Source organism: Dinoroseobacter sp. S375 (assembly GCF_049800775.1).
Classification (GTDB): Bacteria; Pseudomonadota; Alphaproteobacteria; order Rhodobacterales; family Rhodobacteraceae; genus Dinoroseobacter.
In genome coordinates this window covers 438,962-465,426 of record NZ_JBNAFR010000003.1, presented here as the reverse complement: position 1 = coordinate 465,426, position 26,465 = coordinate 438,962, and the positions used below count along the sequence as shown (strand labels likewise).

Here is a 26,465-nt window from a genome sequence, read left to right as displayed (position 1 = left end):
CCTCCTGTCCTGGATGCGCGGAGGGTGCATCGACGCGGGCCATAGCCATAGAACGCGCGCCCCAAAAATCGGGTTTCCGCGTCGGAAAGCGGGCTCACCGGTTGAGGTCTTGCCGAAGCTGCTTGGGCGTCGTGCGGAAACTGGCCTTGAACTGCCTGATGAAATGCGAGCTGTCGGCGAACCCCGCCGCATGGGCGATCTCGGCAATCGGCTTGTCCGAGCGTGTGACCAGCGCATGGGCATGGTCCATCCTCGCCTGCCGCAGCCATGTGCCCGGCGGCATCCCGAAGGCACGCTTGAAATCCCGCTGAAACGCCGAGAGCGAACGCCCCGAGAGCTTGGCGTAATCCGCGATGGTCATATCATCGAGCGCATGGGCCCGCATGATCTGTCGGATGTTGCGGCGGCTGGTGTCCTGGCTCTGGTGCAGGAGAAAACCGTGGAGCTGATGCCCCCGGTCCTGCAGGTGCAACAACATCAGAAGCTCCAGCAGCTTTGCCTCCACCAGCGCAGCCGGGGCGGTGATTGCGCCATAGACCTGCGGCAGGGCCCTGACGAAGGCATCGAGGCAGGCCGACCCGGCAAAGAGCGCTGCGCGCCCCTCTGACGCCGACGGAACGGGCGCCGGGCGGGCCACGCGCAGGAACTCGGCAATCACCGGCGCATCGAAGAAAAAGAGCCAGGCCTCCAGCGGGCCGTCCGCGTTACGAAAATCGGACAGCATGTGCTGGTGGCGGGGCAGGAACAGCATGTCTCCGGGTCCGACAATCGTCTCGCCCCCGTCCGCATCGGTGAAGGTCTCGCGCCCCCGCGCCAGATAGGCGAGACAGGGCGCATTGGTGAAAAACGCCACATCCTCCATGTCATTGCGAATACGCTTGTGAAAGATCCCGGAGCGGCCATGGGTCATGATCGCACGGGCATCGGCGAAGCCGTGCAGATCCTCGGGGATCAACAGCGTGTTGTCGCGCACATGGCATTCGAGCGTTTCGACGGGTCGGTCTTTCAGGCGCATCACTCTCCGGGGGCGGCGGGTCTTGCCCGGTTGACTACGCTGTTCTCCGGAAACATAGAATTCGTTATGGTGACGCAGGATATGAGGTTTGGATGCGTCCGAGCTCGGGATCAAAGACCAAGCGGTTTGGCAAAGACGACTGGCTGGCCTTTGGCCTGTCGCGGCTGGCGAGCGATGGCCCCGAGGCGCTGAAACTGAACGCGCTGGTGGGCGCGGCGGGCAAGACCATTGGGTCCTTCTACCACCATTTCGAGGACCAGTCGGAGTTCTTCGAGGCCCTCGTGTTTCACTGGCGCGACACCAACACGCGCCCGATCATCGCGGCTTTGGAGGCGGTTCCCGATCCGGCGCAGAAGGCGGACCGACTGGCGGATCTGGCCACAAGGCTCGATGCCGCCGTGGAAATGGGCGTGCGCAGTTTCGCCAGTCAGAACCCCGTGGCCGCCGCAGCCCTTGCGGAGGTAGACGCCCTGCGGATCGACTATGTGAGCGGGATGTACCAACAGCGCTTTGCCCTGCCCGCGTCAGAGGCGGACACACTCGCCCGGCTCGAATACGCCGCCTTTGTGGGCACGCAGATGCTGTTTCGCGACCAATATGCCGAGATGGCCCCGACCCTTGCGGCGGCCTTTCAAAAGCTTCTCCGGGGCGGCGTCCCCGCCCCCCGGTCCTAGCCGTCCGAAGGCTACGGGTCGCACGCGCAGCGGCCCTGCCCCCATGGCTGGCGGGCTGTCCGGGCGCGCCCCGTCCTGCCAACTGCAGGCACTTCAACAGGTCCGGAGGGACCTGCTCCCCCTTGCAGGCGATCACCAGAACCTTGCCATCGGTTTCGTAATCGGCCGTCACCCCGTCCGGCACCGCCGCAGCCAAGGGCGCATGGCCCAGCACCTGATAGGCAGTGCTTTGCGCCACCTGCCGGGCCAGAAGGTGCCGCGACATGTCCACCTTGGGGTCGATATCATGCAAAAGCACCGGCAGATGGCTGTAATACTTGATCGCGATCTCCTCGTCTTTGCTGATCGCACCGAGATGGATCCCCGCCCCCATATCCCACCAGCGGATATGCTCGCGCGCGCGGAGCGATCCGGGCATCTGATGCGCGCTATCCGCCGGAACACCCGCGAGATAGAGCTCGGAGATCGGCGGAGTGCTCTGAAGCAGAAGCGTCAGGTAGCGGAGAAACCCGATCTCGTCATGGGTGAAGGTCACATTGCGATGCCAGCCCAGATGCGCCATCAACCCGGCCCCGCCGCCCCTGTCATAGAGGATGACATTGACCGGTTGCGGCAGGTGCAGATCCGTCTCCCCGGGATAAACGGTGAAGGGCCCCTCCGCCGCCTCGCAAGCGGATTGGTAGCTGTCACGCGGCAGGAGCGGGCCCACATGGCTGTTCAGCACGAAAAAGTAGAGAAGGTTGGAGCCGAGAAAGACCAAGGCCGCCAGCCCCGTGACCTGCAGGCATTTCGCCGCAAAGGACCGCTCGCTCCGTCGCCAGATATAGAGCCCGGAGAGCAGGGTGCAGAGGCCAAGCAGGATGACCGCCAGGTGATCCACCATGAAGGGCAGCACATGGTCCAGAACCTGCGCGCCGAGCGCCACGTAGATCAGAAACTGCCCGACACCCAGGACCACCCCAAGGCCAGAGGCCGGCAGAAACATCCGCCATGGCATGCTCAGACTGCCCGCCAGAAACGGGGTGACCCAGGCCACCGGGCCGAGAAACCGCGCCACCACGACAAAGACCGCGCCACGCGTGGCCAGCTCGGTCCTGGCCCTGCGCCAGGCGCGCCGCCGCTTGTGATGTCGCAGGAACGGAAGCGTCAGGCGCGGACCGTAGCGCGCGCCGATCGCGTAGCTCGTCACATCCCCCGCCCAGGCAAAGACCAGCACCACAATCGCGGGCCAGAGGGATCCGCCCGCCGCGACCAATAGCATAACAAAGGGCGTCGTGACCGAGGATGTCCCGCGGATGGGCTGGCCTGCCGCGGCGGGCGAGATACTCCGTTGAGGCGACGACAGCCATGGCCAGTTCCGGCCCGACCGCGACCGCATGGGTGTCCGGCCCGAGCAACGGGCTCGACCGGATCGCCGCATCGATCCCCGAGGTCAGCAAGTCGACCTTTCGGTCATCAAAAATCAACTCCACATCCACCGCCGGATAAGCCTCGGCAAAGCGGGCCACGAGCGCGTCGAGAAAGAAGGGCCCCGCGCTATAGGGGGCCGAGAGGCGCAGGACCCCGGTCACCTCATGCTTCTGGTCATCGAGATCGCGCAGGGCTGCCTCAAGCTCGACAATCGCGGGCAGGCTCTTGGCGTAGAATGCCTCCCCGATCGGGGTGAGCCGCACGGAGCCAGAGGAGCGCTCGAACAGCCGCACGCCCAGCCGGTCCTCGAACCGCTGCACCGCCTCGCTGACCGAGGCTGTGGCCTCGCGCAATTGCGCCGCAGCCGCGCGAAATCCCCCCTGCCGGGAGGCTTCGCAAAGGACACGCAGGGCGCCACGCGCTGCGCCTTTGCCGCCAATCTGGAGAGATCCCAACACATCCCCTATCGCCCAACGTCCCGGCGAGATCGCCCAATGCGTCAGCGCCTGTCTCGAACGCGGAAATCTGGACGGCATCACCGGGCTCTTCCATCCCGACTGCACGATCTTCTTTCCGCCGGACGCGCCTCCGAGGATCGGTCATGCCGGTGTGCGTGCGGTCTTTGCCGGGTTCCTCGGTCAGACACCGACCACCCAGAGCACACTTGTGTCCGAGGTCATCGTCGGAGACATTGCCTTGTTGCAGGCCGACTGGCAGGTGATCGCGCCCGATGGCAGCGTGCTGGCCAAGGGACGCTCGACCGAGATTGCCACGCGGCTGGCACATGGCGGCTTGGGCTACCTGATCGATTGCCCGAACGGCCCTCCACCCTGTTCCTGAGCCCTTTGGCCCGCGCTGCCCCCCGCACGCGCCGCATAGCTCGCCCGGATCCGGTGTTAACAAGGGCTTCGCGCTATGCCATAAAAATCTAGGACGGGGAGTGAGGGATACACGGAGCCAGTGACGTCAGGGTGGCCAGTGCAGGTCACAGGGTGTCGCGGGCGCGTGCTGGATGGATGCAGGGCACAGCCACACTGAGTTTCGAGCCGGATGATGCGGCGACCATCGAGGACCCCTACCCGGTCTATGAACGGCTGCGCGCCCGAGACCCGGTCCACTGGAACCCCAAGGGGTTCTGGTTCATCAGCCGCTATGAGGACGTGCTCGCCTGCCTCAAGGATCCCCGGTTCAGCAACCAGCCCGCCCCCTTTGCCCTGGTCCATGCGCGCAACAGGGCCAAATTCGTGGCCGCCGATGTGGTCAACAACCTGATTGCCTTCAAGGATGGGCCGGACCACAGCGCGCTGCGCGGCTGGCTCGCGCGAAGTTTCGTGCGGCACACGCAGCGCCATCAGGATCGGTTCGGGGCGCTTGCGACGACCTGCGCCGCGCGTCTGCGGACCCAGCAGAGAGCCGACATGGTCGCGGATTACGCCCTGCCCTTCGCCAGCCGTGCGATCTGTGCCGTGCTGGGGGTTCCAGACAGGGACGCACCGCAGATCGCCGCCTGGAGCAATGATTTCTTCCGACTGTTCCACGCCATTCCCGACGCCGATGAGTTCAGCAGGCTCAACCAGAGCCTCGACGCCTTCCGGCAACATGTGATGGATTTGATGGCGCAGCGACGCGCGGCACCTGAGGATGACCTGATCTCCGAGCTGGTCGCGCATATGGACGGGGCGGTCTCTGAGCATGAGGTGGCCGACAACCTCATGCTTCTGGCGGCCGATGGCATCGGCAATGTGCAATCGGGACTGACCAACTGCCTGAGCATCCTGCTCGCGCAGGCGCGTCTGCCAGAGCCGCTTTTTGGCACGACCAAGGACATCGCAAGGCTCGTGGATGAGTGCCTGCGCCTGGAAAGCCCGGGCCAGTATCAGGGCCGCATCACCCGCGAAGCGGTCGAGATCGGCGGCAAGACCCTGCGCGCGCGCTCGATCGTTTTGCTGGGGCTCGCCTCGGCCAATCGGGACGCAACCGTGTTCGCGGACCCGGAGGCCTTTCGCCCCGCCGACCAGCGCCCCCAGCATCTGGCCTTCGGCGCCGGGGCGCATATGTGCCTCGGCAGCGCCATGGTGCGCGCCGAGATCGTGCAGGCCTTGCGCGCCCTGTTCCCTGCGGACGGGCCACGGATCAGTTCCGCGCCTGACCGCGTCTGGATGGCGCGGCCCGGGCATCGCTGGTTGGACCGACTGGATGTGGAGATTTCGGCATGAAGGATACCGAGGACACGGCCATCCGGACCATCGCAGAGCTGATCGCCTTTCAGGCAAGGCAACGGCCTGACGCCCCGGCCCTGCTGGATCCCCATGGTGGGTCCCTGAGCTACCGCGAACTGCAGCAGGAGGTGACCGCGCTGGCGAAGGCCATCGCAGCGGCTGCTGGCCCGGTATTGACCGATGCACCGTCCCGCTATGGGCTGGTGTTTCCCAACGGTCTGGACATGGCCGTCCTGCTTCTGGCGATCACGACAGGGGCCGTGGCCGCACCCTTCAATCCGACCATGACCGTCACGGAATTCATCCGGGAGTTCTCGGCCACCGGGATCGACGCGGTGGTGCTGCCACGGGGTGCGCAGGACGCGGCGGCGGAGGCGGCGCGACAGCTCTCTCTGCCGATTGTCTGGGTGGACGCGCAGCGCGAGGTGACATCGGAAAGTCCAGAGCCCCCCGCGCAGCCCCTCGCGTCACCGGATCAGGTCGCGCTCTTGCTGATGACTTCCGGATCCACCGGTCGGCCCAAGATCGTGCCGCTGACACAGCGCAATGTCTGCTGCTCGGCCTTCGACGTGGCCCGGTCGTTGCATCTCACGCCGGACGACAGCTGCCTCATGATGTGGGAGCAGTTTCACATCGGCGGGCTCGTCGATCTGCTGCTTGCGCCGCTGGCGGCGGGCAGCCGTGTGATCGCCGCAGGCAGCTTCGATGCCGAGCAGTTCTTTGCCCTGCAACGCCAGCACGCCGCGACATGGTTCCAGGGGGTTCCGACAACGCTCGCCGAGCTTGAACTGCAGGCCGCCCGACAGGCGCAGCCTGCGCCGTTTGCCGGGTTGAGGTTCCTGCGCTGCGTCGCTGCCGCCTTGTCGCCTGCCATGCAGGCCAAGCTGGAGGATCGGTTTCAGGTCCCGGTCGTGCGGACGCTCGGCATGACCGAGGCCGGCCCCCTCATCACCTCGACCCAGTTGCCGCCCGCGCCGGACAAACCCGGCTCGGTGGGCCAGAGCGCGGGCCCAGAGGTCGCGATCCTGTCACCAGAGGGCGCGGTCCTGGCACCGGGCGCGCGCGGGCAGATCGCGGTGCGCGGCGAGAACGTGTTCGGCGGCTACGAGGCCAATGACGAGGCCAACCGGCTGGCCTTTGTCGGGGACTGGTTCCTGACCGGTGATCTGGGATATTTCGACGAGGACGGCTTCCTCTTCCTGACCGGACGCGCCAAGGAGATGATCAATCGCGGCGGCGAGAAGATCAGCCCGACCGAGGTGGACGAAGCCCTGAGCGCCTATCCCGGGATCCGCGAGGCGGCCTCCTTCGCCCTGCCCCATGCGAGACTGGGGGAGGACATCCATTGCGCCGTCGCGCTTGAACCAGAAGGGGATATCGCGGAGCTGCGCGCGTTTTTGTCCACACGGCTGGCGCCGCACAAGATCCCGCGCCAGATCATCCCCCTCGACACCCTGCCCAAGACGCCGGTCGGAAAGGTTGACCGCCAGCGCCTCGCCGCTTTGGCTGCAAAGGACGAGATGGCGGAACCCGTGGCGCAAAGCGCCCCGCAAACCCCGCTCGAACTGCTGCTGGCCGAGATCTGGAAACGGGAGCTCTCTCTGGTCTCTGTCGGCATCGACGATGATTTCGCGAGCCTCGATGGCGATTCCCTGTCTGCGGTGCGCGTCATGGTGGAACTGGAATCCGTGCTCGATGCGCAGATGCCCGATGATGTGGTGGAGAATTTCACCACGATCCGCGACATCGCCCAGCGGCTGGAGGATCACGGGCTCGTCCCCAAGGATGAGCCGCGCGACACCGAGGCGGATCAGGTCACGCGCGCCGTTTTGTCAGAGCAGTTCATCTTCTCGGGCGATTTCGACGAGGCGCGGCAACTCATTTCCGAGACGAAGGGGCGCTCGGACCTCAAGCTCAAGCTCGACTTCGTCTTCACCCATCTGGCCCCCGGAGACGTCCTGCCCCTCGCCGAGGCATTGGAACAGCTCAACCTCGACGAGACGCACAGCACCCTCGGCTTCATCGAGCGGTTGCGGATGAAGGCCGAGTTCAAGGAGCGGCTCACGAATACCAAGGGCTATCTCGACCTCAACGCGCAGATCAACCGCTGGCAGCGCGAGGTGCTCGTGCCGTCAGCCCTCTATTTCAGCGACCCGACGGTCCCGCCCGAGGGCAAGACCCTGATCGTCGGGTTCGCCGGCAACCGGATGCGCCTGTCCATGCCGACCTATCGGTTCCTCGCCGGGATGGACGTGGCGCGCACGGATCTGCTGATGTTCATGGACTATTCGCAACGCGTGTTCCTGCATGGCGTACCCGGCATCGGAGAGGACGTGCCCTGCATGGCCGCGTATATACAACGCTTCGTGCGCGAGCGCGGGTATCAGCGCGTGACGGGTGTCGGCGTCAGTGGCGGCTCTCTCGCGGTGCTCTATGCCGGCCATTGCGCCGCCTTCGATGCCATCGTGTCCGTGGACCCCTCCAGTCTGATCAAGCACCCGGAATGGCGTCCGCTCTTTGCCGAGATGGGCGCCGCGCATGATCCGGATCGTCAGAGCGTCAAGCTGATCCATGGCCGCCGCCGCCGCCACAAGGACTGCGCCGACATGATCGGGGAGCTGATCCCCCATGCCGCCCGGATCCGGTATCCGCATGCGGGCAAGAACATCCTTCCGGAGGCGCAGGACCGCGGAGAGTTCGAAACCCTCTGGGAGAAATGGAGCCACTAGCCCCCCCGGCGCCCCCTCAGCCATGAGACCGCGCGCGACGGGCATAACGAGACATCTCCGGCAAGCCGCGCGGGGCCATCAAGGACACAGTGATTTGGACAGAGACTTCAAGACCTCCTTTCTATCGGATCTGCATGCCGAGATCATGGCTCTGGGTGGGATGTTCAACGCCCATCTCCATCTGGACCGCGCCGAGACGCTGCAACCGACGCTCGAGATCATGCGGGCTCTGGGGGCCGGGTCGGATTCCGCGCTCGCCATCGCGCAAAAGCACGCGCTGATCCCGCTGATCCATGACAGCGCCTGCTATGATCCGGACGCGCTCGAAGAGCGGGTCGAAGGCTGTGTGATGAAGATGGCCGCCCTGGGCACGACCCACGCCCATAGCGTCGTGGACGTGACCACGGACCGCGTCGGCACGTCGGCGATGGAGCGGTTGTTGCGGATCGGCGACCGGACGCGACCGCGCATCGATTTCCGGGTGGGCGCCTACTCCCCACTGGGGTTTCGCGATGACGATCCGGATCGCTGGGCGCTGATCGAGGCCGCTGCCCAGCAGGCGGATTTCCTCGGTGCCCTGCCCGAGCGGGATGATGTGGCCGACTACCCCGAGCATATCGGGTTCGACACCTGTTGCCGGCGCATCATCGCGCTGGCGCGGGACCTGAACAAACAGGTCCACATCCATGTCGACCAGAAGAACCACAGCCGCGAGCACCAGACCGAGCGCGTCATCGAGATCGTTCGCGAGGCTCACTGGGGTCATGACGGGGCCGAGCCGAGGATTTGGCTGATCCATGTGATCTCTCCCTCGGCCTATGATGACGCGCGGTTCGATCGCCTAGCGCGAGACCTCGCGGAGCTGAATATCGGCGTGATCTGCTGCCCGTCCGCGGCCATCAGCATGCGCCAGATCCGCCCGGTCGCCGCGCCGACCCATAACTCCATCGCGCGGGTGCTCGACCTGCTGGCGGCGGGTGTGTTTGTGCGGCTCGGGACAGACAATGTCTGCGATATCACCTCACCGGCGGGAACACTCGACCTGATGGACGAGCTTTTCGTTCTGTCGAATACGGTGCGCTATTACGACCCGGCGTGTCTCGCCCATTTGGGCGCGGGCCGGCGGCTGCCTGCGGATGCAATGGACCGCCTGAAGGCGCATCTCGAAGAAGACCGGGACCAGTGCCGCAGGGCCGAGATCGCCTATAACCGCGCGCCCGGCTCCTGATCTGATCCGCGGTGGCGCCGTGGCGTGACGCGTCGCGCCGGTCCCCATCTGCGCGATGGCGCGCCCGAGGCCAAGGGCCCGCGCCGCAGGGGTTTCGGACAGTCGCCCTTACCCCTTGCCGTACCACATCCGCCAGATCAGCCCATCCCGCTTGACGAGGTGATGATAGAGCGCCGCCCCGACATGCAGCGCCAAGAGCCCAAGCATCAGACGCGCCCCGAGCCCGTGAGGCATGCGGGGCGGGAACTGCGAGAAGTCGGGGAGCGGTGCAGCACTCTGTCCGGACAGGATTGCCCCGACACCGGAGACCACCATCAGGCCCAGTCCGCTCAGCCCCATTCCGATGACCACAACGTAAAACAGCACATGGACCGCCTTGGCCGAGACGGTCTGCCATAGCGGGTCACCGGAGACCGGCGCGGGTTTGGTGTCGACCAGCCACCACCAGACAGCCCGCGCAACCATCAGAACCAGAATGACCATGCCGAGGGGCGCGTGCAGTGTCAGCAGCGCCTCTTTCGCCGCGTCGTCGAGGGAGGCGGCCGCGCGAAACCCGGAGCCGAGCTGCACAAGGATGAAACCTGCGCAGAGCCAATGCATGGTGATCGCGACAGTGCCGTATCTGGTCGAGGTGCTTTTCATTGCGATGCCCATTTGCTGGCGCGTGCAAGATCAGGCGGACAGAGCCTCTGCCGGCCTGATCCTGAACGAGGTCACTTTCCGGCCAATGCTGCGCGATACGCCCGGTTGACGATGTATCCTGTGAGGAACTCCTCCTCGCTCAGAAAGGCATCGCCATTGATATCGGCACTTCGGAAATCCGCGATCATCGACTTGTGGTATTCCGAGCTGTCAATTTCGCCGTCCCCATCACGATCCCAGAAGGCAAAGAGGATCATTTGCGCGGTTTCATAGGCGCGCTGCTGCGTTTCGTCCTCGGCAATGAAGGTGAAGCCGAAGTCCCAATCCGTGAATTCATCGAAGGTGATGGTGTTACTTCCATCCGCATCCATCGAGACAAAGATGTCATTGCCGAATGCCGTGAACTCGCCCATATCGGCAAGCCCGTTGGGTCTGGCTTCGATCGAACCAAAGACGAGCTTGGCCAGTTCCTGACCTGGTCCGATCTCCTGCATGTCCGCAAAGGCGGGCGCCACAAGCAAGAGGTTGGACGCACAGATGGCGGCAAGGGTCTTCATTTTGGTCTCTCCTGGGATGTCGGGTGGGTGTTCGGGGCTTTGGGGTCGGCCTTGTCGGACCAGGCGACCTCTGTGTGGGATCCGTCGCAAAACGGCTTGTTTCGGGACGCACCACAGCGGCACAGCACATACTTGTCGGGCGACGCGCCCTCGCCATGCGCACCGCTGGCCAGCCGGAGACCGGTGACACGGTAGGGTCCGTTGCGCTCAATGGTGATGCCGGGATCTGTGCCGATTTCGTGCCGCGCCACCGCGCTGCCGGGTGGGCTCCAGGACAGGGCGCCAGAGGGGCAGGCTCGCACGACATCTCTGATCTGATCCGGCGTGCCATTGTCGGGGGTGATCCAGGGACGCTGGCGGGTGTCGAAAACAGAATTCAGACGGGCCCCGCACTCGCCAGCATGGGAGCATAGGAGCCGGTTGTAATGAACATGGATCTGCTGGCTTTCGAAGACCTTGATCCCATCCGGCGTGCGATCCGGGCTGGGCTCGGTGTCGAACGCGATCTCCGTGTGAGAGCCATCGCAAAAGGGCTTGTTCTGCGACAGCCCGCAACGGCAGAGCGCCATGACAGCGCGCGGCGCGATCTCGGCGCCCTCGACGCTTGTCAGCCTCGGAACGGACTTGGCCACAAGCGGTCCGGCAGGCCGCTCCTCGATGACGGGATCCTCGGGCCCGGCGGACCGGGCCCGCGTTCCGCCAATCCGTCCGGTCATGGTCAGACCGTCGCGGATGTTCAGGCCCATCATCGTCAGGTTGGCGGCGCCACAGACCAGTTCCACGATCTGGACCAGATAGAACGCACGGTCGAACTCTCCGGCGGCGGCCTTACCCGCCAGAAACCACGCAGAGGGCAACAGGATCAGCAATCCGTTCACCGCGATCAGGGGCATGCGTTTTTTCTTGGCGCTCGCAAGGGCATCCGTCCGGTGCCTGCCCAGCACGGTGCCGCTGCCCCCCGCGATCACCATGGCCGGAATGAGAATGACCATGCCCTGCAGTATAAGCGCCTTGACCGCCGCGACCGTCTCGTGGGGTGCGAAGAGCTCGGTGATCGCGGTCGCTGTCCAGAACAGCAGGATCATCACAAAGCCGATGCCGCCTGCAATTGCGTGAATACGTGTTTTCATCTAGGAACCCTCAGGACTGAACTTTCGCAAAAGGCAACGTCAGGCCGTGCAACAATTGGAAACGGCCACCTTTTCGAAGAGATGCGGCGCCGTGACAGCGCTTGAGGGGTAATGGCTGAGGGCCTGTTTGAACTCTGGGTTCGAGAACGCTGCGCGAAAGTCGGCAACCGTGTCCCAGACGGCGTAGTTCAGGTACATGCTGCTATCGCCGACAGCCTTATGCATCTGCGTGCTGATATAGCCCGGCTGTTTTTTCATATAGAGCGCATCCGCTTTCCAGGCCTCGAGCAGAGCCTCCTGATCGGCGGGATCAATGGTGAACAGGTTGATCAGGACCACCGGACCGGTCTCGACACTCAGCTGGTGTTCGATCGGAAACTCGGGATCGAGAGGTTCGAAGGTGACCATCTGTCTTGCTCCGTGGGCAGCTCAATAATTGGTGACATGTTGTCAATTTCGGAAAATGACCACTTTGACAACACATTGTCAAATAAAAGATGGATCAGACATGGCTGAAGAGCAGTGGACAGAGGCAGGCGCAGCGGTGACCACGCTCATTCTGGATGTCTTCCGACTGAGTGGCCGGTTGCAACTCGAGGGTGATCGGCTCGTCGAAGGGCTTGGCCTGACCAGCGCCCGCTGGCAGATCCTGGGGGCGATCGCCTATGCGGACCAACCGGAATCCGTCGCCTGGCATGCCCGCACCATGGGGGTTCACCGACAGGGGGTTCAGCGCATCGTGAACGAGCTCAAGAAAGAAGAGATCGTCGCGTTTCGCCCGAACCCCCATCACAAGCGGGCCCAGCTCGTCGTGCTCACTCCCAAGGGGCAGAAGCTCTTCGCGGATGCCGTCGCCCTGCAGGTTCCCTGGGTGAACGAGATCTCTGAGGGCATGTCGGCGGAGGACATCGCGACCACGCTGAAAGTCATCGGCACCCTGAAGAAACGTCTGATGGAAAAGTCCAACGCTCAGGACAGCCCCCCGTCCTAGCGCCAGCCATCTCGGGCCCCGCGCCGGAGGGAAGTCGCCGGGCAGAGCACCCTTGCTGACGGGCCGGGGCGCGGCTGAGGATCGGTCGCTGCTCCCGCGACCTCCGGGCGCGCGGTCCGGAGGTCGCGAGGTTCGGACCGCGTGCCCGACGCCCCTCAAAGGTTCAGGCCCGCCGCGATGGCCGCGACCAGTTGATCATGGATGGCTGCGCGATCCACGCCTTCGGGATCAGTGCAGATCGGGTCATCCTTTCTTCCTCCAGCAGGGCAACCGCCCCCGGTTTGCAGGTGCCCAGAAAGGTGAAATGGTTGGCCGGTGCGAGCTCGACATAGGTCGTCTCCGGAAGGCGCTGCGCCAGAGCGTTGCCACCGGGCCCGACATCGGCGGCGCCAAGACGGTCAGCATCACCGAGATTGATCAGCGTGATCCCCGCCAGCGCCTCTGCCAGGCTCTGGGGGTCAGCCGACCCGCCAAAGCCGGGATCAATGGCCACGGACCGGGTGATCCGGGCATCACGCGCATCGGCCTCATATCCGGGATGATCCGCGAACCGGACGCCCCCAAGGCAGAAGAACACGCAATCCGCGGCCTCCGGGCCCGTCGCGCAGTTTGCATCCTGAACCGCACCGTCAAAGCGCACGCCTGCCATGCCCAGCGCCGTCGTCCCCCCCAGAGAGAACCCGACCACAGAGACCCGGTCGCGATCCACGAAGCGCGCAAAAGACGGGTCGGCAAGCACCATGTCAAGCGCGGCCGACAGGTCCTGCGCCCGCGCCCCGAGATCCACCGAACGTCGCGGTGAGCTGTCCCCGCTGGTGGACCCGGGATGATCGACCGCAAGGACCATCGCGCCCTGCGCCACCAGCCCGCTGGAGAGCCATCCGAGGCTATCGGCATTGCCGCCCGACCCATGGGACAGCAGCACGAGCGGATGCGCACCTTCGGCAACCGCGGGACCGACATAGGCAAAGCTCGGGTCAAAGACCGGGCCATCGCCGACCGGGGCGCGATAGGTGGGGGCGGCTGCCGGATACCAGATCGAGGCGGCGATGGGCCGCGCCCGATGGTCGGCCCTCAGGTCGAACCGGTCATAGCCGGGCAGCATGTCTGCCGCTGCGGGAACGGCCTGGGACACCGCCATCAGGGAAAGAAGAGCAAGGCGTTTCATGGGAACCTCCGTTTTTGAACGCTGGGGGAACGGGTGCTGGAAAATGCGTCTTGCCGCGTCCTGTTTTCGGGATTCAGGTCGTCACGATCGGGATTTCGGACAATACTCGCCAGATGCCCATGCTTCCGATCCCTGCTTTCGTGGCCCTCGTGCTTGGCTATCTTGCCCTGCGCTCCTTCCTGTCCGGGAGGCGCCCTCTGCTGGTGGCCTTTCTGGCGGCTTGCGCTGTGCAATCCGGTCTCGTCACCCTGGTCGGGGGGTATGGTCTGGATGTCTTGCGCCCGATCCTGCCAGTCAGTGCGACCCTCATTCCGCCGCTGGCCTGGATCACGTTTCAGGATGCGCTGGTTCGCCGCCTCTCGCCGCGCGCCATGGCGTTTCACGGGGCGGCGCCCGCCTTCACCCTGTTCTGCCGCGTCTTCGCGCCCGAGACCACAGACGTCGTGGTGCCGCTCGTCTTCGCAGGCTACGGCATCGCGATACTCGCCCAGCTGCGTGGCACCTCGGATATGCCCCTTGCGCGCCTCGAGGCCGAGCGCGTTCCAGCGGTGATCTGGCAGGTCCTCGGCTGGGCGCTGAACGTATCGGCGATCAGCGATGTGTTGATCGCCATCGCCTTCGCGACCGGCCATGCGGGCTGGGCGGGCTGGATGATCACGGCGTCCTACTCTCTTGTGCTGCTCTTTGTGGGCATGCTCAGCGGCAGCCCCTCCGCCGCTGGTGCGGAGGGCCCAGAGCGGGACGCCGCGCCCGACGCGGCAGCGCCCCCCCGCGAAACCCAGCAGGAAGATGTGGAGATTGTCGCACGTCTGGAGGCCTTCCTTCGGCGGGAACCGTTGCATCTCGACCCCAACCTGACGCTGGCCCGCCTCGCCCGCCGCCTGCATCTGCCGGAAAAGCGCTTGTCCACGGCGGTCAACCGGGCCACCGGGAACAACGTGTCGCGCTACATCAATTCATGGCGCATCCGGCATGCCTGCACGTTGATCGACGCCGGGGCGAGCGTCACCGAGGCGATGCTGGACAGCGGTTTCAACACCAAGTCGAATTTCAACCGGGCGTTCCTGCGGGAAACCGGCCTGGCGCCCAGTCAGTGGCGCGTCCGGGCCCGGGAGGATGCAAAGGTCACGCCGATCGCACAGGTCGGCACGCCGCCCTGAGCGGGTCGCATCCCAGGTTTCGCCGGGGGTGGCCAGACCAGCCGACAGCGGCCCCAGCGCAGAGGTTGAGACCGCCTGCCCGGCGCGTGGACCCGGTCGTTGCGCTATCGATTCGGTCTGATTTGCGCCAGCCATTTGAACTGGCGCAGTCGGACCAGAGCCATCGCCTGTCGCGCAATTTCCTCGCTGTTGAAGGCGAGGAACACCCATGGGAAGGGCAGCGCGAACACCACGACGCAAGCATAGGAGAGCGGGATCGCGACAAACCATTGCGCCGCCAGATCCATGAGGATGGGCGAGGTCGTGTCGCCGCCAGCGCGCAGGATCCCCACCACCATCGTGACGTTGAGCGCCCGGAACATCAGGACCGCCGCCAGCACCGTGAACACGCTCTCTGCCACGTTCAGGACGTCGGGCCCGGCACCGGCATAGAGCGTCAGAAGCGCTGGCGTCAGGGCCAGTAACAGCAGGCTCATCGCGAGCGACGCCATTGCGGTCCAGAGCACAAGCGCGAGCACCGCCAGCGGCACGGTGCCCGCCATGGCGGAGACGATGCTGTAGACGAAGATACCGATGGCCCAGACCGCAGAGCCAAGCGCAATCGGCACCCCGATGCGCAGGATTTTCCGCACCGTGTCCCTGTTCAGGTAGGCGGCGATCCTGCGCGGCGCGAAAAGGTGGCGGTCGTAGAACCGCACCGCACAGACCGCGACCACCCCAGCCTCGATCACGAAACTCAGCGCCGAGGCATAGGCCGCCCCCCTCACGCCAAGGGCGGGCGCGCCCAGATTGCCGAAGATCAGCGCATAGTTCAGCACGACATTGCTGATCAGACCGATGACCGACGCCCAGGTTGCCAGACCGGGCCGCCCGATGCTGCGCAGCCCCACCGCGATGGCAAATCCGACCGAGAAAGGGAGCACCATGGCGCTGGCGGGCAGCAGATAGTCCAGCGTCAGCCTCTGGAGCGCGGGATCATCGCTCGACCAGAGCGCAAGCGTCCCGGACAGCAGGATGATCAGGCCAAGGCCCAAAAGCGAGATCGCGAAGGACAACAGCATGGTGGTCCCGACCGCGTGTTTGGCCCGCGCGCGCGCCGCCTCCGTGGAACTGCGCGATGACTACGCCCGCGCGTTGCAAATCCCCAGCACCAGCAGGATCAGGATAAACACGATCCGGCTGCCATAGCCCACGACCGCGACCTCCTCGGCGCCAAGGCTGGAGGTCATGAACACATCAAAGACCGTGCGGGACGACGCCATGAGCGCCTGCGCGGTGATCGGCAGGGCGGTCCAGAGAAACAGGCGCACGAAGTCACGGGACCGGGCCTGCCGCGCGCCCTGAGACAGGAGGTGCCAGCGGTTCTCTCGCCACGCCCGGATGACCTCTGCCGGGTCGGGATGCGCTTGATTATCCATCGGAGCGCCCGCGCTCGGCCACGGGGCGGTCCGAGCTGTCCGGCCCTCGGGTCTGCCGCTGGTAGAGAATGATGGATCCGATGATCGCCAAAGCAGCAAGCCCCGTCAGCCCGGACAGGTGGTCCCCGAACCACACGGCCCCGAAGACCGCCGCGAAACCGATGGATGCGTAATTGGCAAAGGAGACGTAGGTGGCCCCGTAATCTCGCGTGATCCTGAGATAGACCACAAGCGCGAGGCCCTCGCCGATCACGATGAGAAGCAGCGCCGGAGCGTTCAGCCCCGCCAGGGTCCAGGCGCCGGTCGTACCTGCGGCAACACTCCCCATCAGTGCCGCCAAAGCCACGATCAGAGCCTGAGCCTGGGCGACATTGACCGGGCTTGCATGGCGCGGCCAACGCGTGGCGACAAACACCGTGTTCAGCGCATAAAGGAGCGGCACCCCGAACGCTGCCAGGATCCATCCGCCCCGCGTTGCGCCGACAGAAGATCCGCGCGAGACATCCCACAGGATCGCCACCGCGCCGACAAAGCCGAGCGCGATGGCCATCAGGGGCCCGGCCCGCATCCTCTCGCGTCCGACAAGCGCCGCCAGACCGAAGGTGAAAAGGGGCATCGTTGCGATGATGACGACGAAGACAAACACTGGCAGGTGCGGGCCAACCGCCGTTTCCAGGACAAGGGGCGCGAGAAAGCCGAGCAGCCCACTCAGTCCGTAAAACCCGAGCGTTCCGCGATCCAGCGGCGGCCAGTCGCGACGCAACAGGGCCACTCCCGTGAAGAACAGGGCTATGCCAAGAGCCGAGAGGGTCACGACCACATGCACCGGAATGCCAGACATGCCCGCCGCCTTGATGGCCGACAACCGGAGGCTCCAGAGGAGCCCGAGAACAAAGAGAAGACCCGTTTGCAGTACCATGCCCACCCTCGCCCATATGGCCGGTTTCGGCACTTTGGATTGCTTGACTCGCCCTCGGATACGGCCTCAACCTTGGTTGAGGTCAAGCAATGAATTGGGAAGAGATGCCATGCCGGCGACGTATCTGAGTATCGGACAGCTGAGCCACCGCAGCGGGGTGCCGATCTCGACCCTGCATTTTTACGAACGCAAGGGTCTGATCGCGTCGGAGCGGAATGCGGCAAACCACCGGATCTACCGCCGCGAACTGTTGCGCCGGGTGACCATCGTGAAAGTCGCCCAGCGCGCGGGGCTCACACTGGCCGAGATCGAGAAGGCCTTGTCGCATCTGCCCATGGACACCGTGCCGAACACGGCGGAATGGGCACGTCTTGCCGATATCTGGCATGACGACCTCACCCGACGCATCGAAACCCTGACGGCGCTGCGGGACAAAATGGCCATCTGCATCGGCTGCGGCTGCCTGAGCGTCGAGCGCTGCGCGCTGGCCAATCCCGATGATAGGCTGGGCAAGGAAGGCCCCGGGGCCCGCTACATTCCGGACATGTCGAGCTGAGATCAAAGGCGATCGCAGCCCAGTGCGCCGATATGTGGAAGCCTGACATCCCCGGCATTGCCGCGCCCATGGCCTGTCGGCACAAGACTGGGCTGGTTCGGGACCCGAGACGCCCGATCATACCCCTTTACCAGCCGGTCTCGCGAGCGCATTGACGCGCGCCGCCTTGCCCGTCCCCTTGGCACGCAACACGCTGCCCTCTGGTCGCAGCCGGTGACACGCCAGCGTTTCTGACCCGGCACGCAAGCGCGAAACCCCGAGGCCTGCGACTCTCATTCTTTGGAAACAGTGGTGAGCCGTGCAGGATTCGAACCTGCGACCCACTGATTAAAAGTCAGTTGCTCTACCAACTGAGCTAACGGCCCACTCTGGCGGCCCGTTTAGCCATCGGGCCCGGAGGGGTCAAGGGTGGAATGTAGAGTTTTCTGCGCCTTCTGGATTATGTCGCAGTTCGCGCGTATATGGCCGCCATGACCACGCAGGATCAGACCTCTTTGCCCTTCTACAAGATGCATGGGCTCGGCAACGACTTTGTCGTCATCGACAGTCGTGCCCAGGGCCATGCCGTGCCGGCGGCACTGGTGGCAGCGCTGGCCGATCGCCATCGTGGGGTCGGGTTTGACCAGCTTGCGGTCGTGACCCCGGGCGAGGGCGTGGATGCGCATCTGACCTTCTACAATGCCGATGGCTCGACCTCGGCGGCCTGCGGGAATGCCACGCGCTGCATCGCGCGGATGATGCTGGACGAGACCGGGGCCAGCGCGTTGCGGCTGTCGACGGACCGGGGGCTTTTGCTGGCCGAAGAGGCCGGTGGCGGCCAGACCCGGGTCAACATGGGCCAGCCCCAGACCCTCTGGTCCGAGATCCCGCTGGCCGAGGCGATGGACACGCTGGAGCTGCCCATCGAGGGCGCGCCCGTGGCCACGGGCATGGGCAATCCGCATTGCACCTTCTTTGTCGAGGATGCCGAGGCGATCCCGCTGGAGACCTTCGGACCCCGCTATGAGCATCATCCGCTCTACCCGGAGCGCACCAATGTGCAGGTCGCGCAGGTGATCGGCCCCGACCATTTGCGGATGCGGGTCTGGGAACGGGGCGTGGGGATCACGCTGGCTTCGGGGTCCTCCTCTTGCGCGACCGGCGTGGCGGCCGCCCGGCGGGGCCTGACCGGGCGCAAGACGCGGATCGATCTCGATGGCGGGACGCTCTGGATCGACTGGCGCGAGGATGGGGTCTGGATGACCGGCCCCACCATGACCGTGTTCTCGGGGGTTCTGACCCCGCAATTCATGGCCGCCCTATGAGTGCGCCGCGGTTCACCACCCTGGGCTGTCGGCTCAACGCCTATGAGACCGAGGCCATGAAAGAGCTGGCAGAGGCTGCCGGGGTGCGCGATGCGTTGGTGGTCAACACCTGCGCCGTGACCTCCGAAGCCGTGCGCAAGGCGCGGCAGGAGATCCGCAAGCTGCGCCGGGAAAACCCCGATGCGCCGCTGATCGTGACGGGCTGCGCGGCACAGACCGAGCCCGAGACCTTTGCCGCCATGCCCGAGGTCACCCATGTGATCGGCAATACCGAGAAGATGCAGGCAGAGACCTGGGCCGGGCTTGCGCCGGATCTGATCGGCGAGACCGAAGCCGTGCGCGTGGATGACATCATGTCGGTCACCGAAACTGCCGGGCATCTGATCGACGGGTTCGGCACGCGCAGTCGCGCCTATGTTCAGGTCCAGAATGGCTGCGATCATCGCTGTACGTTCTGCATCATTCCCTATGGCCGGGGCAATTCGCGCTCAGTGCCCGCGGGCGTGGTGGTCGACCAGATCAAGCGGCTGGTGGATCGGGGCTATAATGAGGTGGTTCTGACCGGTGTGGACCTGACAAGTTGGGGGGCGGATCTGCCCGGGGCGCCGCGTCTGGGGGATCTGGTCATGCGGATCCTGCGGCTGGTGCCGGATCTGCCCCGGCTGCGGATCAGTTCGATCGACAGCATCGAGGCGGATGAGAACCTGATGCTGGCCATCGCCACCGAGACGCGGCTGATGCCCCATCTGCATCTCAGCCTGCAGGCCGGGGATGACATGATCCTCAAGCGGATGAAGCGGCGGCATCTGCGCGATGACGCGATCGCCTTCTGCGAAGACGCGTTGCGGCTGCGGCCCGAGATGACCTTTGGCGCGGATATCATCGCCGGGTTCCCGACCGAGACCGACGCGATGTTCGCCAATTCCCTGCGCCTGGTGCGCGACTGCCATCTGACCTGGTTGCATGTGTTTCCCTATTCGCCCCGTCCCGGCACGCCGGCGGCGCGGATGCCTGCAGTGGCGGGGCCGGTCATCAAGGCCCGGGCGGCCGAACTGCGCAAGGCAGGCGACGCTCAGGTGGCAGAGCATCTGGCCGCACAGGTGGGGCGGACCCATCAGGTCCTGCTGGAGAACCCGCGCATGGGCCGCACCGAGCAGTTCACCGAGGTGCAGTTCTCGGAGGATCAGCCTGAGGGGCAGATCGTCTCTGCCAGGATCCACGGGGTGGCCGGGCGCCAACTGGCCGCCTAGCGATCTGATCCGGGCCGACGTGCGGGCGGCACGGCTGGGAGCCTCCGGCGGGGATATTTTCAGACTTAAGTTGGGGCGTGGCGCATCGGGCCGTTGGGTGCGCGGGTGGATCGACTCTGGCCGCGACTCGCCCTAAGATGAGAACAAAGTGAGAACGATATGAGCTGCCCATGCCGTCCCCACGCCGTATTCTTGCCCTGTGGTTTCCCCGTCTGGGGGCCGAACGTGCCCTCCGCCATCTCCGTCTGGCGGAGCCCGGACCCTTTGCGACCGTCGCGACCCGTGGGGCGGCGCAGGTGCTGGCCTCCCTCTCTGCGGGGGCGAGCGGGGAAGGGTTGCAGGTCGGGCAGGCCCTGCGGGATGCCCAGGCGATCTGTCCCGGGCTGGTGACCCGGGCGGCCGATCCGGTGGGCGAGGCCGGGTTTCTCGATGCCCTGCGCCGCTGGGCGGGCAAGGTATCGCCCTGGGTCGCGGCCCAGGAGGACAACACGCTGGTGATCGACCTGTCGGGCTGTGCCCATCTGTTCGGGGGAGAGGCCGGGGTGGTCGCCCTGCTGGATCAGGATTGCGCCGATATGGGGCTGAGTCTGCGGATCGGGCTGGCAGATACGGTGGGCGCGGCCTGGGCGCTGGCCCATTACGCCGGGGCGCGGGCCGGATCCATGCGCAGCGGCGATGCCATCGATCAGGAGGCGCGGGCCACGCGGTCGCGCGCGCGCAAGCGGCGCCATTGGACGCGGGGCGGGGATGCTCCGCAGGCGGGGCGGGCCCTCTCCACCATCCCGGTGGAGCGCATTGCCCCGCCGGGCCAGACCCGGCAGGCTCTGGCGCCCCTGCCCGTGGCCGCCCTGCGCCTGCCCGCCGATACTCTGGACGGGTTGTCCCGGGTCGGGTTGCGCCGGATCGACGATCTGGCCGGGTTGCCACGGGCTGCCCTGGCCCGACGCTTTGGGCTGGAGGTCGGTCGGCGGCTCGATCAGGCTCTGGGGCGGGAGCCGGAGCCGGTTTCGCCCGCAGCGCCGGATCTGGTCTGTGCCGTGCGGCTGACCCTGCCGGAGCCTATCGGGTTGCGCGAGGATCTGGAGGCCGGGATCGACCGCTTGCTGCCGCCGCTGGGCGCGCGCCTGGCCAAGGCCGGGCGCGGGGCGCGGCGGATCCGTCTGGAGCTGCTGCGCTGCGATCACACGCGCCAGAGCTTCGATCTGGGGCTGGCGCGGCCCTCGGCGGATCCGGCGCGGTTGCGGCCCTTGTTGTTTCGCAAGCTGGATGAGGCCGATGCGGGGTTCGGCATCGATGTGATCCGCCTGGAGGCGGTGCAGACCGAGCCCGTGCATGCGGTACAGCATAGCGGGCATGTGGAGGCCGCGCGCGGCGCACAGAGCGCGCAGGACAGCACCGCTCTGGATGATCTGATCGGTACGCTGGGGGCGCGGATCGGGCTGGAGGCGATCACCCGCTGGCATCCGGCGGACAGCCATATTCCGGAAAAGACCGCCAGCATTCAGGCCGCCGCCTGGAGTGCGCCCCATGCGGGGGACTGGCCGCAGATGCATGCGCCGCGGCCCTTGACCCTGTTCCGGCCCGAACCGGTACAGGCCCCGGATCAGGCGATCCCCCCCACGCGGTTTCGCTGGCGGGGGCAGGATTTCAAGCTGGACAATGCCTGCGGGCCGGAGCGGCTGGCGCCGGAATGGTGGCTGGATGATCCCAATTGGCGCAGCGGCGTGCGGGATTACTGGCGGGTGGAGACGTCGGTGGGCCAGCGGCTGTGGCTGTATTATGCCCATGGGGCGGGACTGTCTTCGGGCTGGTTCTGTCAGGGGCGCTTCGCGTGAAAGAGAGGGTGCGGGGAGACCCTGAGAGAAAGCAAGACAGCCTGCCCCTGCCCCGCGGGGATGGCCGACCGGCGGGATGGTGAGATCCCCGCGGAAGACCCAAGCTCAGAGCCGCTATCGGCTCTGCGCTGCTTCCGCGGGCACATGCTGGCCCTGCACCTGTCGCGACGCACCGCGAAAGACCGCGACCACAGTCTCCCCCTGGGTCACCGTCACGTCATAGATCCCCGAGCGCCCGCTGCGCGATACCTCCACCGCTTCGGCGATCAGTTCCTCCCCCGACCGCGCCGGCGCGAGGTAGGAAATGCTGTTATGCTGCGCCACCACCCGCTGATTGTAGCTGTTACAGGCCACAGCGAAGGCCGTATCCGCCAGGGTGAAAATCACGCCTCCGTGGCAGATCCCGTGTCCGTTCAGGTGGTCAGCCCGCACCATGAGGTGGCAACGCGCCGCCCCCGGGCGCACCTGCACCAGCGCGATGCCCATGCCCCGGCTCGCGGCATCCTCGTCCAACATCGCGGCGGCGCTCGCCTCGGCAAGGGTTTGCGGATCCATCTCGGCCCTCCAGATCGCGTCTCGACCCGACCATGTGATCCGACCCATCCATGCCGCGCAACCCCGCGCGGCCACACCGCCCCTCCGCACGGCCACACCGCCCCTCCGCACGGCCACACCGCCCCTCCGCACGGGAAAACGCCCCGCCTGTGAGGACGGGGCGTCTGGAGTATTCAGTCCCCCCGGAGTGGTAATCTGGGTGGGGGCAATGACGATCGCCTACTCCGAGGGACAAGAGCGTCACCACTCTCGATGCATTGACTATCGCTGGTGCAGATGGCGCGGGTGCGGGCGGTGTGAGGAAGCACTGAGGTGATTTCGCGGCGAGAATGAGGCCAGGCCCCGTGCAACCGCCCTTGATTTGCGGTGCGTTCCGGCTCACCATCCGGGACATGGTCATTCAAACCCCGATCCCGTTCCGCAAACCCGACCCCATCCCGGAGCAGGTCGCATTCGACCGGCGCGAGCTGGGGGTGATCCTGTCGCTCTATGGACGCATGGTGGCGGCGGGAGAATGGCGGGATTACGGAATTTCCTGCCAACGTCATGTCGCCGTCTTCTCGGTGTTCCGGCGCACCGCGGAACATCCGCTCTACCGGATCGAGAAGCGCCCGAAACTGGCCCAGAAGCAGGGATCCTATGCGGTGATCGGCATGGATGGGCAGATCCTGAAACGGGGGCACGAGTTGAAGACCGTGCTCCGCGTTCTGGAAAAAAAGCTGATCCGCGCCGTCGACTAGGCGCGCCGCGTCACGCGAGGCGGCGGATGGTCGTCACTTCCCCGTATTCATAGGCACTGATGCGCTTGAGCGCCGCCGCAAGCGGTTCGACCGCGACGGCCATATGGTGGATATTGGCATGGAGCAACCGATCCGCATCGAGCATCAAACCCACATGGCCGTGCCAGCAGATCACGTCTTCGGCCTGCAGCGCCGCCCCCTCCGGCAGACCGACCCCGATCTCGGCAGCCTGCTGGTCACTGTCGCGGGGGCAGGCATGCCCCGCCAGACGGAAGGCCAGCTGCACAAGGCCCGAGCAATCGGTCCCCGCCGCACTGTTCCCGGCCCAGAGATAGGGCGTGTCCACAAGGCTCAGAGCAGTCTCGAGGATCGGTTTGGGTATATCGCGCTCGGCAACATGCTGCACCGGGACGAACCCGTCCGGGGTTTCGAGAAACCCGTCGCAGATGCGGGCCCCAGCCAGGGCACTGCCCAGAGACAGGGTCTGCAGCGGCCGGGATTTGAAATGAGGCTCGGAATAGAGATGGCTGGCGCGCGCCACCAGATGGTGCGTGGTCTCGGCCGCGCCCCCAAGCGCGTCGGGCGTCACATAGCCCACATAGCCATCCCAACCGGACTGCACGAAGGCATGCTCCGCGCTCTCGGAGATCACGGTTACCGGCTCGCCAAAGAGCAGCGCCTTGTCCGCGCCCCCGGTCGGCCTGCGGGTCAGGGGGGTCTCGGGCACGGTCACACGGGCGGGACGCCCGGGCACGAAGCGGGCGGCGTCGACCTGACCGCGCAGGGTCTCGAGCGCGGTCTCGCCGTCAAAGCCTGTGCGGCGACGGTCCAGGGTGTCGGGTGCCTCTGCCACGGTCATAGGCCCAGAAGCTCCGGCAGGGCCTCGAGCACGGCGCGCGCGCCCTGTCCCACGCCGCCCTTGGGGCGGGCCGGTGCAGCGCTGGGCTGCCAGCCATAGATGTCGAAATGGATATAGGGCGTCGCCTCCACGAAGCGGCGCAGGAAAAGGGCAGCGGTGATCGACCCGGCAAAACCCCCGGCCGGCGCGTTGTCGAGATCGGCGATGCCCGGTTCGATCATCTTCTCATAGGGCGCATGGAAAGGCAGTTGCCAGACCGGATCGGCCACACGCCCCGCAGCCTCCTGCAGCGCTGCCGCCTGTTCCGGGGCCGTCGCATAGAACGGCGCCAGATCAGGGCCCACCGCCACCCGGGCCGCGCCGGTCAGTGTCGCCATGGACAGGATCAGGTTCGGGGCCTCCTCATCCGCCAGCGCGAGCGCATCGGCCAGCACGAGACGCCCCTCGGCATCCGTGTTGTTGATCTCCACCGAAAGTCCCTTGCGTGAGGTCAGGACATCGCCGGGCCGAAAGGCAGTGCCGGACACCGCGTTCTCCACCGCCGGGATCAGGACCCGCAGCCGCAGGGGCAGACCCAGCGCCATGATCATATGCGCGAGCCCCAGCACCGTGGCCGAGCCCCCCATGTCCTTCTTCATCAGGGCCATGGATCCGCCAGGCTTGAGGTTCAGCCCGCCGGTGTCAAAGCAGACCCCCTTGCCCACAAGCGTCAGCGCGGGCCCCTCGGTGCCCCAACGCAAATCGATGAGCCGGGGCCGGCGCGCCGAGGCGCGGCCCACCGCGTGGATCATGGGGAAATTGGCGCCGAGCAGATCCTCGTCCAAGGTCACCTCGCAGGTGGCCTCATGGGTGTCGGCGAGCCTGCGCGCCGCCGCTTCGAGCTCGTCGGGCCCCATATCGTTGGACGGCGTGTTGATCAGGTCGCGGGTCAGCCCCTCGCCCTCGGCCATGGCCAGAACCCGCGCGGCATCCAGCTCGGGGGACGGGCGCAGGCGGGACGGGGTCGGTGCCTTTCCGGCATAGCGCGTGAACCTGTAGCCCGACAGAAGCCAGCCCAGGGTCTCTTCGGCCAGCGCCTGCGGGTCGGTCAGCCCTTCGAAATGGTAGTCACCCGCAGGCAGGGACAGGGCCAGCGGGCCGAGGGCAAAGCGCATGCGCGCCCGGTCCGATGCGCTGCCATAGCCTGCGACCACATCACCGGCGGTGCCATCCGGATTGGGCAGCACCAGATGCGTGCCCAACGTGGCCTTGAACCCCTGCGCGGTGATCCAGGCACGCTCGGGCTCCGGGCGGCCAGCGCTCCACGTGTCGAGATCAGCAGCCTCGATCACATGGATCGGCCGGGTGGGCGCACCTTCCGGTGCGAATTCGCAAGTGAACGCGGACATGGGCACCTCTCTGGGGTCCGGGGACGGGCCAATAGGGGCAAGCCTAGAGGGTCCGCGCCCAGCTGCAAGATCAGAGCGCAAAATACCGGGCCGCGGCGGGCATAAGCCTGCGGCAGCCATGAAAGATGTGAATTCAATTGCCGAGCACGGGACTTCGGCCGGCCCGCGCCCTTGGCCCGGGACGCACAGGCCCTAGCCGGAAATTCCCTGCGATCCCCAGGCCGTGGGGCGCGGCATGGCGCAGACCCGGTCGAGCCGCGCAATCACAGGCGGGATGTCATTGGCACTATGGGCCTTGGCGCAGACCGCCACGTGCTGGGCCGCTGTCTCACAGGAGATAAAGCCGATGGAGGCGGCAAGCGCGGCCACTTCCTGCGCCAACCCCTCGAGCCCTTCCCAGGTCCCCCGCGCGTATTCGATCGGCAACAGGCCGACCCGGTCGCGGATATCGCTGAGCGTCGAAGAGACCGTGCTCTGTGCACCGATCTCGCCCAGATCCACGAAAAGTTCCACCACACGATCCTGATCCAGGACCACAGGTTCCTGCGGGGCGAGGACAACCACGTTCGGTTCCCCGCTCAATTCATGCTGCGTCGATGCGCTTGACTGTTGCATCTTACCCTCGTTCTTTCGTCGTCCACCACGGGCAAGAGACTGACGGGCCAAAGTGAACACTCCGTTGCCCCGCGCCAATTTACTCCATCGTTTTTTAGTGAAA

The 26,465-nt window shown here is 65.9% G+C and carries 23 protein-coding genes, 1 tRNA gene and 3 pseudogenes; 12 read left to right on the top strand and 15 right to left on the bottom strand.

Features of this window, described 5'->3' with window-relative positions; genetic code table 11:
• Positions 1-94 precede the first annotated feature (94 nt).
• Positions 95-1,015, bottom strand: coding sequence for a helix-turn-helix transcriptional regulator (locus ACP150_RS10100; RefSeq protein WP_424966480.1), 921 nt, complete (start codon positions 1,013-1,015; stop codon positions 95-97).
• A 92-nt stretch (positions 1,016-1,107) separates the two neighbouring features.
• Between ACP150_RS10100 and ACP150_RS10095 the strand changes: the two genes are divergently transcribed.
• Complete coding sequence (locus ACP150_RS10095) at positions 1,108-1,689, top strand: TetR/AcrR family transcriptional regulator (RefSeq protein ID WP_424966579.1); 582 nt, start codon at positions 1,108-1,110, stop codon at positions 1,687-1,689.
• A gap of 202 nt (positions 1,690-1,891) precedes the next feature.
• Here ACP150_RS10095 and ACP150_RS10090 read toward each other — a convergent pair.
• Both ACP150_RS10090 and ACP150_RS10085 read right to left on the bottom strand, forming a co-directional pair.
• A pseudogene (locus ACP150_RS10090) lies at positions 1,892-2,950 on the bottom strand (LssY C-terminal domain-containing protein); the annotation flags it as partial.
• Positions 2,951-2,963: 13 nt separating this feature from the next.
• Positions 2,964-3,635, bottom strand: a pseudogene (locus tag ACP150_RS10085) (LysR family transcriptional regulator); the annotation flags it as partial.
• Here ACP150_RS10085 and ACP150_RS10080 point away from each other — a divergent pair.
• From ACP150_RS10080 to ACP150_RS10065, 4 genes are all read left to right on the top strand, one after another.
• On the top strand, positions 3,529-3,939 hold the full coding sequence (locus ACP150_RS10080; RefSeq protein ID WP_424966479.1) for a YybH family protein: 411 nt from the start codon (positions 3,529-3,531) through the stop codon (positions 3,937-3,939). The pseudogene ACP150_RS10085 and the gene ACP150_RS10080 sit on opposite strands and share 107 nt — an antisense overlap.
• A 176-nt stretch (positions 3,940-4,115) precedes the next feature.
• A complete protein-coding gene (locus tag ACP150_RS10075) occupies positions 4,116-5,315 on the top strand; it encodes a cytochrome P450 (protein WP_424966478.1) in 1,200 nt (399 codons plus the stop codon).
• Positions 5,312-8,047 carry a non-ribosomal peptide synthetase gene (locus ACP150_RS10070; protein ID WP_424966477.1) on the top strand — a complete coding sequence of 912 codons (2,736 nt, stop codon included), beginning with the start codon at positions 5,312-5,314 and terminating at the stop codon, positions 8,045-8,047. The genes ACP150_RS10075 and ACP150_RS10070 overlap by 4 nt, the downstream gene beginning before the upstream one ends.
• A 94-nt stretch (positions 8,048-8,141) precedes the next feature.
• Positions 8,142-9,275, top strand: coding sequence for an amidohydrolase family protein (locus ACP150_RS10065; protein WP_424966476.1), 1,134 nt, complete (start codon positions 8,142-8,144; stop codon positions 9,273-9,275).
• Between the two features lie 108 nt (positions 9,276-9,383).
• Here the strand turns inward: ACP150_RS10065 and ACP150_RS10060 are convergent, their stop codons facing one another.
• The 4 genes from ACP150_RS10060 to ACP150_RS10045 all read right to left on the bottom strand — a co-directional run bounded on the left by ACP150_RS10060 (position 9,384) and on the right by ACP150_RS10045 (position 12,012).
• Positions 9,384-9,917: a cytochrome b gene (locus ACP150_RS10060; protein ID WP_424966475.1), complete on the bottom strand. Its 534-nt coding sequence runs from the start codon at positions 9,915-9,917 to the stop codon at positions 9,384-9,386.
• A gap of 71 nt (positions 9,918-9,988) precedes the next feature.
• Positions 9,989-10,474, bottom strand: a complete 486-nt coding sequence (locus ACP150_RS10055) for a signal transduction protein (protein WP_424966474.1) — start codon at positions 10,472-10,474, stop codon at positions 9,989-9,991.
• A complete protein-coding gene (locus ACP150_RS10050) occupies positions 10,471-11,604 on the bottom strand; it encodes a CDGSH iron-sulfur domain-containing protein (RefSeq protein WP_424966473.1) in 1,134 nt (377 codons plus the stop codon). Before ACP150_RS10050 ends, ACP150_RS10055 begins: the two co-directional genes overlap by 4 nt.
• A 39-nt stretch (positions 11,605-11,643) precedes the next feature.
• Complete coding sequence (locus ACP150_RS10045) at positions 11,644-12,012, bottom strand: antibiotic biosynthesis monooxygenase family protein (RefSeq protein WP_424966472.1); 369 nt, start codon at positions 12,010-12,012, stop codon at positions 11,644-11,646.
• Positions 12,013-12,112: 100 nt separating this feature from the next.
• Between ACP150_RS10045 and ACP150_RS10040 the strand changes: the two genes are divergently transcribed.
• Complete coding sequence (locus tag ACP150_RS10040; protein WP_424966471.1) at positions 12,113-12,595, top strand: MarR family winged helix-turn-helix transcriptional regulator; 483 nt, start codon at positions 12,113-12,115, stop codon at positions 12,593-12,595.
• Between the two features lie 163 nt (positions 12,596-12,758).
• Here the strand turns inward: ACP150_RS10040 and ACP150_RS10035 are convergent, their stop codons facing one another.
• The gene (locus ACP150_RS10035) at positions 12,759-13,763 is read right to left on the bottom strand and encodes an alpha/beta hydrolase family protein (protein WP_424966470.1); all 1,005 of its coding nucleotides are present in this window, start codon (positions 13,761-13,763) and stop codon (positions 12,759-12,761) included.
• A gap of 50 nt (positions 13,764-13,813) precedes the next feature.
• On the opposite strand from ACP150_RS10035, the gene ACP150_RS10030 reads away from it, so the two are divergent.
• Complete coding sequence (locus ACP150_RS10030) at positions 13,814-14,923, top strand: helix-turn-helix domain-containing protein (RefSeq protein WP_424966469.1); 1,110 nt, start codon at positions 13,814-13,816, stop codon at positions 14,921-14,923.
• A 104-nt stretch (positions 14,924-15,027) separates the two neighbouring features.
• Here ACP150_RS10030 and ACP150_RS10025 read toward each other — a convergent pair.
• Positions 15,028-16,341 (bottom strand): annotated as a pseudogene (locus tag ACP150_RS10025) (MATE family efflux transporter).
• Complete coding sequence (locus tag ACP150_RS10020) at positions 16,334-17,260, bottom strand: DMT family transporter (protein ID WP_424966468.1); 927 nt, start codon at positions 17,258-17,260, stop codon at positions 16,334-16,336. Before ACP150_RS10020 ends, ACP150_RS10025 begins: the two are co-directional and overlap by 8 nt.
• A 109-nt stretch (positions 17,261-17,369) precedes the next feature.
• Here ACP150_RS10020 and soxR point away from each other — a divergent pair, with 109 nt between their 5' ends.
• A complete protein-coding gene (soxR, locus tag ACP150_RS10015; protein WP_424966467.1) occupies positions 17,370-17,816 on the top strand; it encodes a redox-sensitive transcriptional activator SoxR in 447 nt (148 codons plus the stop codon).
• A gap of 289 nt (positions 17,817-18,105) precedes the next feature.
• Here soxR and ACP150_RS10010 read toward each other — a convergent pair.
• Positions 18,106-18,181 (bottom strand) — tRNA-Lys (locus ACP150_RS10010).
• Between the two features lie 96 nt (positions 18,182-18,277).
• On the opposite strand from ACP150_RS10010, the gene dapF reads away from it, so the two are divergent.
• From dapF to ACP150_RS09995, 3 genes are all read left to right on the top strand, one after another.
• Positions 18,278-19,120, top strand: coding sequence for a diaminopimelate epimerase (dapF, locus tag ACP150_RS10005; protein WP_424966465.1), 843 nt, complete (start codon positions 18,278-18,280; stop codon positions 19,118-19,120).
• Positions 19,117-20,370, top strand: coding sequence for a tRNA (N(6)-L-threonylcarbamoyladenosine(37)-C(2))-methylthiotransferase MtaB (gene mtaB / locus ACP150_RS10000; protein WP_424966464.1), 1,254 nt, complete (start codon positions 19,117-19,119; stop codon positions 20,368-20,370). The genes dapF and mtaB overlap by 4 nt, the downstream gene beginning before the upstream one ends.
• A gap of 170 nt (positions 20,371-20,540) precedes the next feature.
• On the top strand, positions 20,541-22,205 hold the full coding sequence (locus ACP150_RS09995) for a Y-family DNA polymerase (RefSeq protein ID WP_424966463.1): 1,665 nt from the start codon (positions 20,541-20,543) through the stop codon (positions 22,203-22,205).
• A gap of 114 nt (positions 22,206-22,319) precedes the next feature.
• On the opposite strand, the gene paaI is transcribed toward ACP150_RS09995, so the two are convergent.
• The gene (gene paaI, locus ACP150_RS09990; RefSeq protein ID WP_424966462.1) at positions 22,320-22,760 is read right to left on the bottom strand and encodes a hydroxyphenylacetyl-CoA thioesterase PaaI; all 441 of its coding nucleotides are present in this window, start codon (positions 22,758-22,760) and stop codon (positions 22,320-22,322) included.
• A 392-nt stretch (positions 22,761-23,152) separates the two neighbouring features.
• On the opposite strand from paaI, the gene ACP150_RS09985 reads away from it, so the two are divergent.
• Positions 23,153-23,500 (top strand): DUF2794 domain-containing protein, encoded by a 348-nt coding sequence (locus ACP150_RS09985; RefSeq protein WP_424966461.1) that lies wholly within the window; start codon positions 23,153-23,155, stop codon positions 23,498-23,500.
• Between the two features lie 10 nt (positions 23,501-23,510).
• On the opposite strand, the gene ACP150_RS09980 is transcribed toward ACP150_RS09985, so the two are convergent.
• The 3 genes from ACP150_RS09980 to ACP150_RS09970 form a co-directional block, all read right to left on the bottom strand.
• A complete protein-coding gene (locus tag ACP150_RS09980; RefSeq protein ID WP_424966460.1) occupies positions 23,511-24,359 on the bottom strand; it encodes a C40 family peptidase in 849 nt (282 codons plus the stop codon).
• Positions 24,356-25,747: a leucyl aminopeptidase family protein gene (locus tag ACP150_RS09975; protein WP_424966459.1), complete on the bottom strand. Its 1,392-nt coding sequence runs from the start codon at positions 25,745-25,747 to the stop codon at positions 24,356-24,358. Before ACP150_RS09975 ends, ACP150_RS09980 begins: the two co-directional genes overlap by 4 nt.
• 192 nt (positions 25,748-25,939) lie before the next feature.
• A complete protein-coding gene (locus tag ACP150_RS09970; RefSeq protein WP_424966458.1) occupies positions 25,940-26,362 on the bottom strand; it encodes a hypothetical protein in 423 nt (140 codons plus the stop codon).
• Between the last annotated feature and the right edge of the window lie 103 nt (positions 26,363-26,465).

Coding starts and splice junctions, on each gene's coding strand:
- ACP150_RS10095 (WP_424966579.1), top strand. CDS start 1,108: ATGCGTCCGAGCTCGGGATCAAAGACCAAGCGGTTTGGCAAAGACGAC.
- ACP150_RS09970 (WP_424966458.1), bottom strand. CDS start 26,362: ATGCAACAGTCAAGCGCATCGACGCAGCATGAATTGAGCGGGGAACCG.
- ACP150_RS09995 (WP_424966463.1), top strand. CDS start 20,541: ATGCCGTCCCCACGCCGTATTCTTGCCCTGTGGTTTCCCCGTCTGGGG.
- ACP150_RS09975 (WP_424966459.1), bottom strand. CDS start 25,747: ATGTCCGCGTTCACTTGCGAATTCGCACCGGAAGGTGCGCCCACCCGG.
- ACP150_RS10035 (WP_424966470.1), bottom strand. CDS start 13,763: ATGAAACGCCTTGCTCTTCTTTCCCTGATGGCGGTGTCCCAGGCCGTT.
- ACP150_RS10060 (WP_424966475.1), bottom strand. CDS start 9,917: ATGAAAAGCACCTCGACCAGATACGGCACTGTCGCGATCACCATGCAT.
- ACP150_RS10055 (WP_424966474.1), bottom strand. CDS start 10,474: ATGAAGACCCTTGCCGCCATCTGTGCGTCCAACCTCTTGCTTGTGGCG.
- ACP150_RS10075 (WP_424966478.1), top strand. CDS start 4,116: ATGCAGGGCACAGCCACACTGAGTTTCGAGCCGGATGATGCGGCGACC.
- ACP150_RS10070 (WP_424966477.1), top strand. CDS start 5,312: ATGAAGGATACCGAGGACACGGCCATCCGGACCATCGCAGAGCTGATC.
- ACP150_RS10045 (WP_424966472.1), bottom strand. CDS start 12,012: ATGGTCACCTTCGAACCTCTCGATCCCGAGTTTCCGATCGAACACCAG.
- paaI (WP_424966462.1), bottom strand. CDS start 22,760: ATGGATCCGCAAACCCTTGCCGAGGCGAGCGCCGCCGCGATGTTGGAC.
- dapF (WP_424966465.1), top strand. CDS start 18,278: ATGGCCGCCATGACCACGCAGGATCAGACCTCTTTGCCCTTCTACAAG.
- ACP150_RS09980 (WP_424966460.1), bottom strand. CDS start 24,359: ATGACCGTGGCAGAGGCACCCGACACCCTGGACCGTCGCCGCACAGGC.
- soxR (WP_424966467.1), top strand. CDS start 17,370: ATGCCGGCGACGTATCTGAGTATCGGACAGCTGAGCCACCGCAGCGGG.
- ACP150_RS10020 (WP_424966468.1), bottom strand. CDS start 17,260: ATGGTACTGCAAACGGGTCTTCTCTTTGTTCTCGGGCTCCTCTGGAGC.
- ACP150_RS09985 (WP_424966461.1), top strand. CDS start 23,153: ATGGTCATTCAAACCCCGATCCCGTTCCGCAAACCCGACCCCATCCCG.
- mtaB (WP_424966464.1), top strand. CDS start 19,117: ATGAGTGCGCCGCGGTTCACCACCCTGGGCTGTCGGCTCAACGCCTAT.
- ACP150_RS10050 (WP_424966473.1), bottom strand. CDS start 11,604: ATGAAAACACGTATTCACGCAATTGCAGGCGGCATCGGCTTTGTGATG.
- ACP150_RS10040 (WP_424966471.1), top strand. CDS start 12,113: ATGGCTGAAGAGCAGTGGACAGAGGCAGGCGCAGCGGTGACCACGCTC.
- ACP150_RS10100 (WP_424966480.1), bottom strand. CDS start 1,015: ATGCGCCTGAAAGACCGACCCGTCGAAACGCTCGAATGCCATGTGCGC.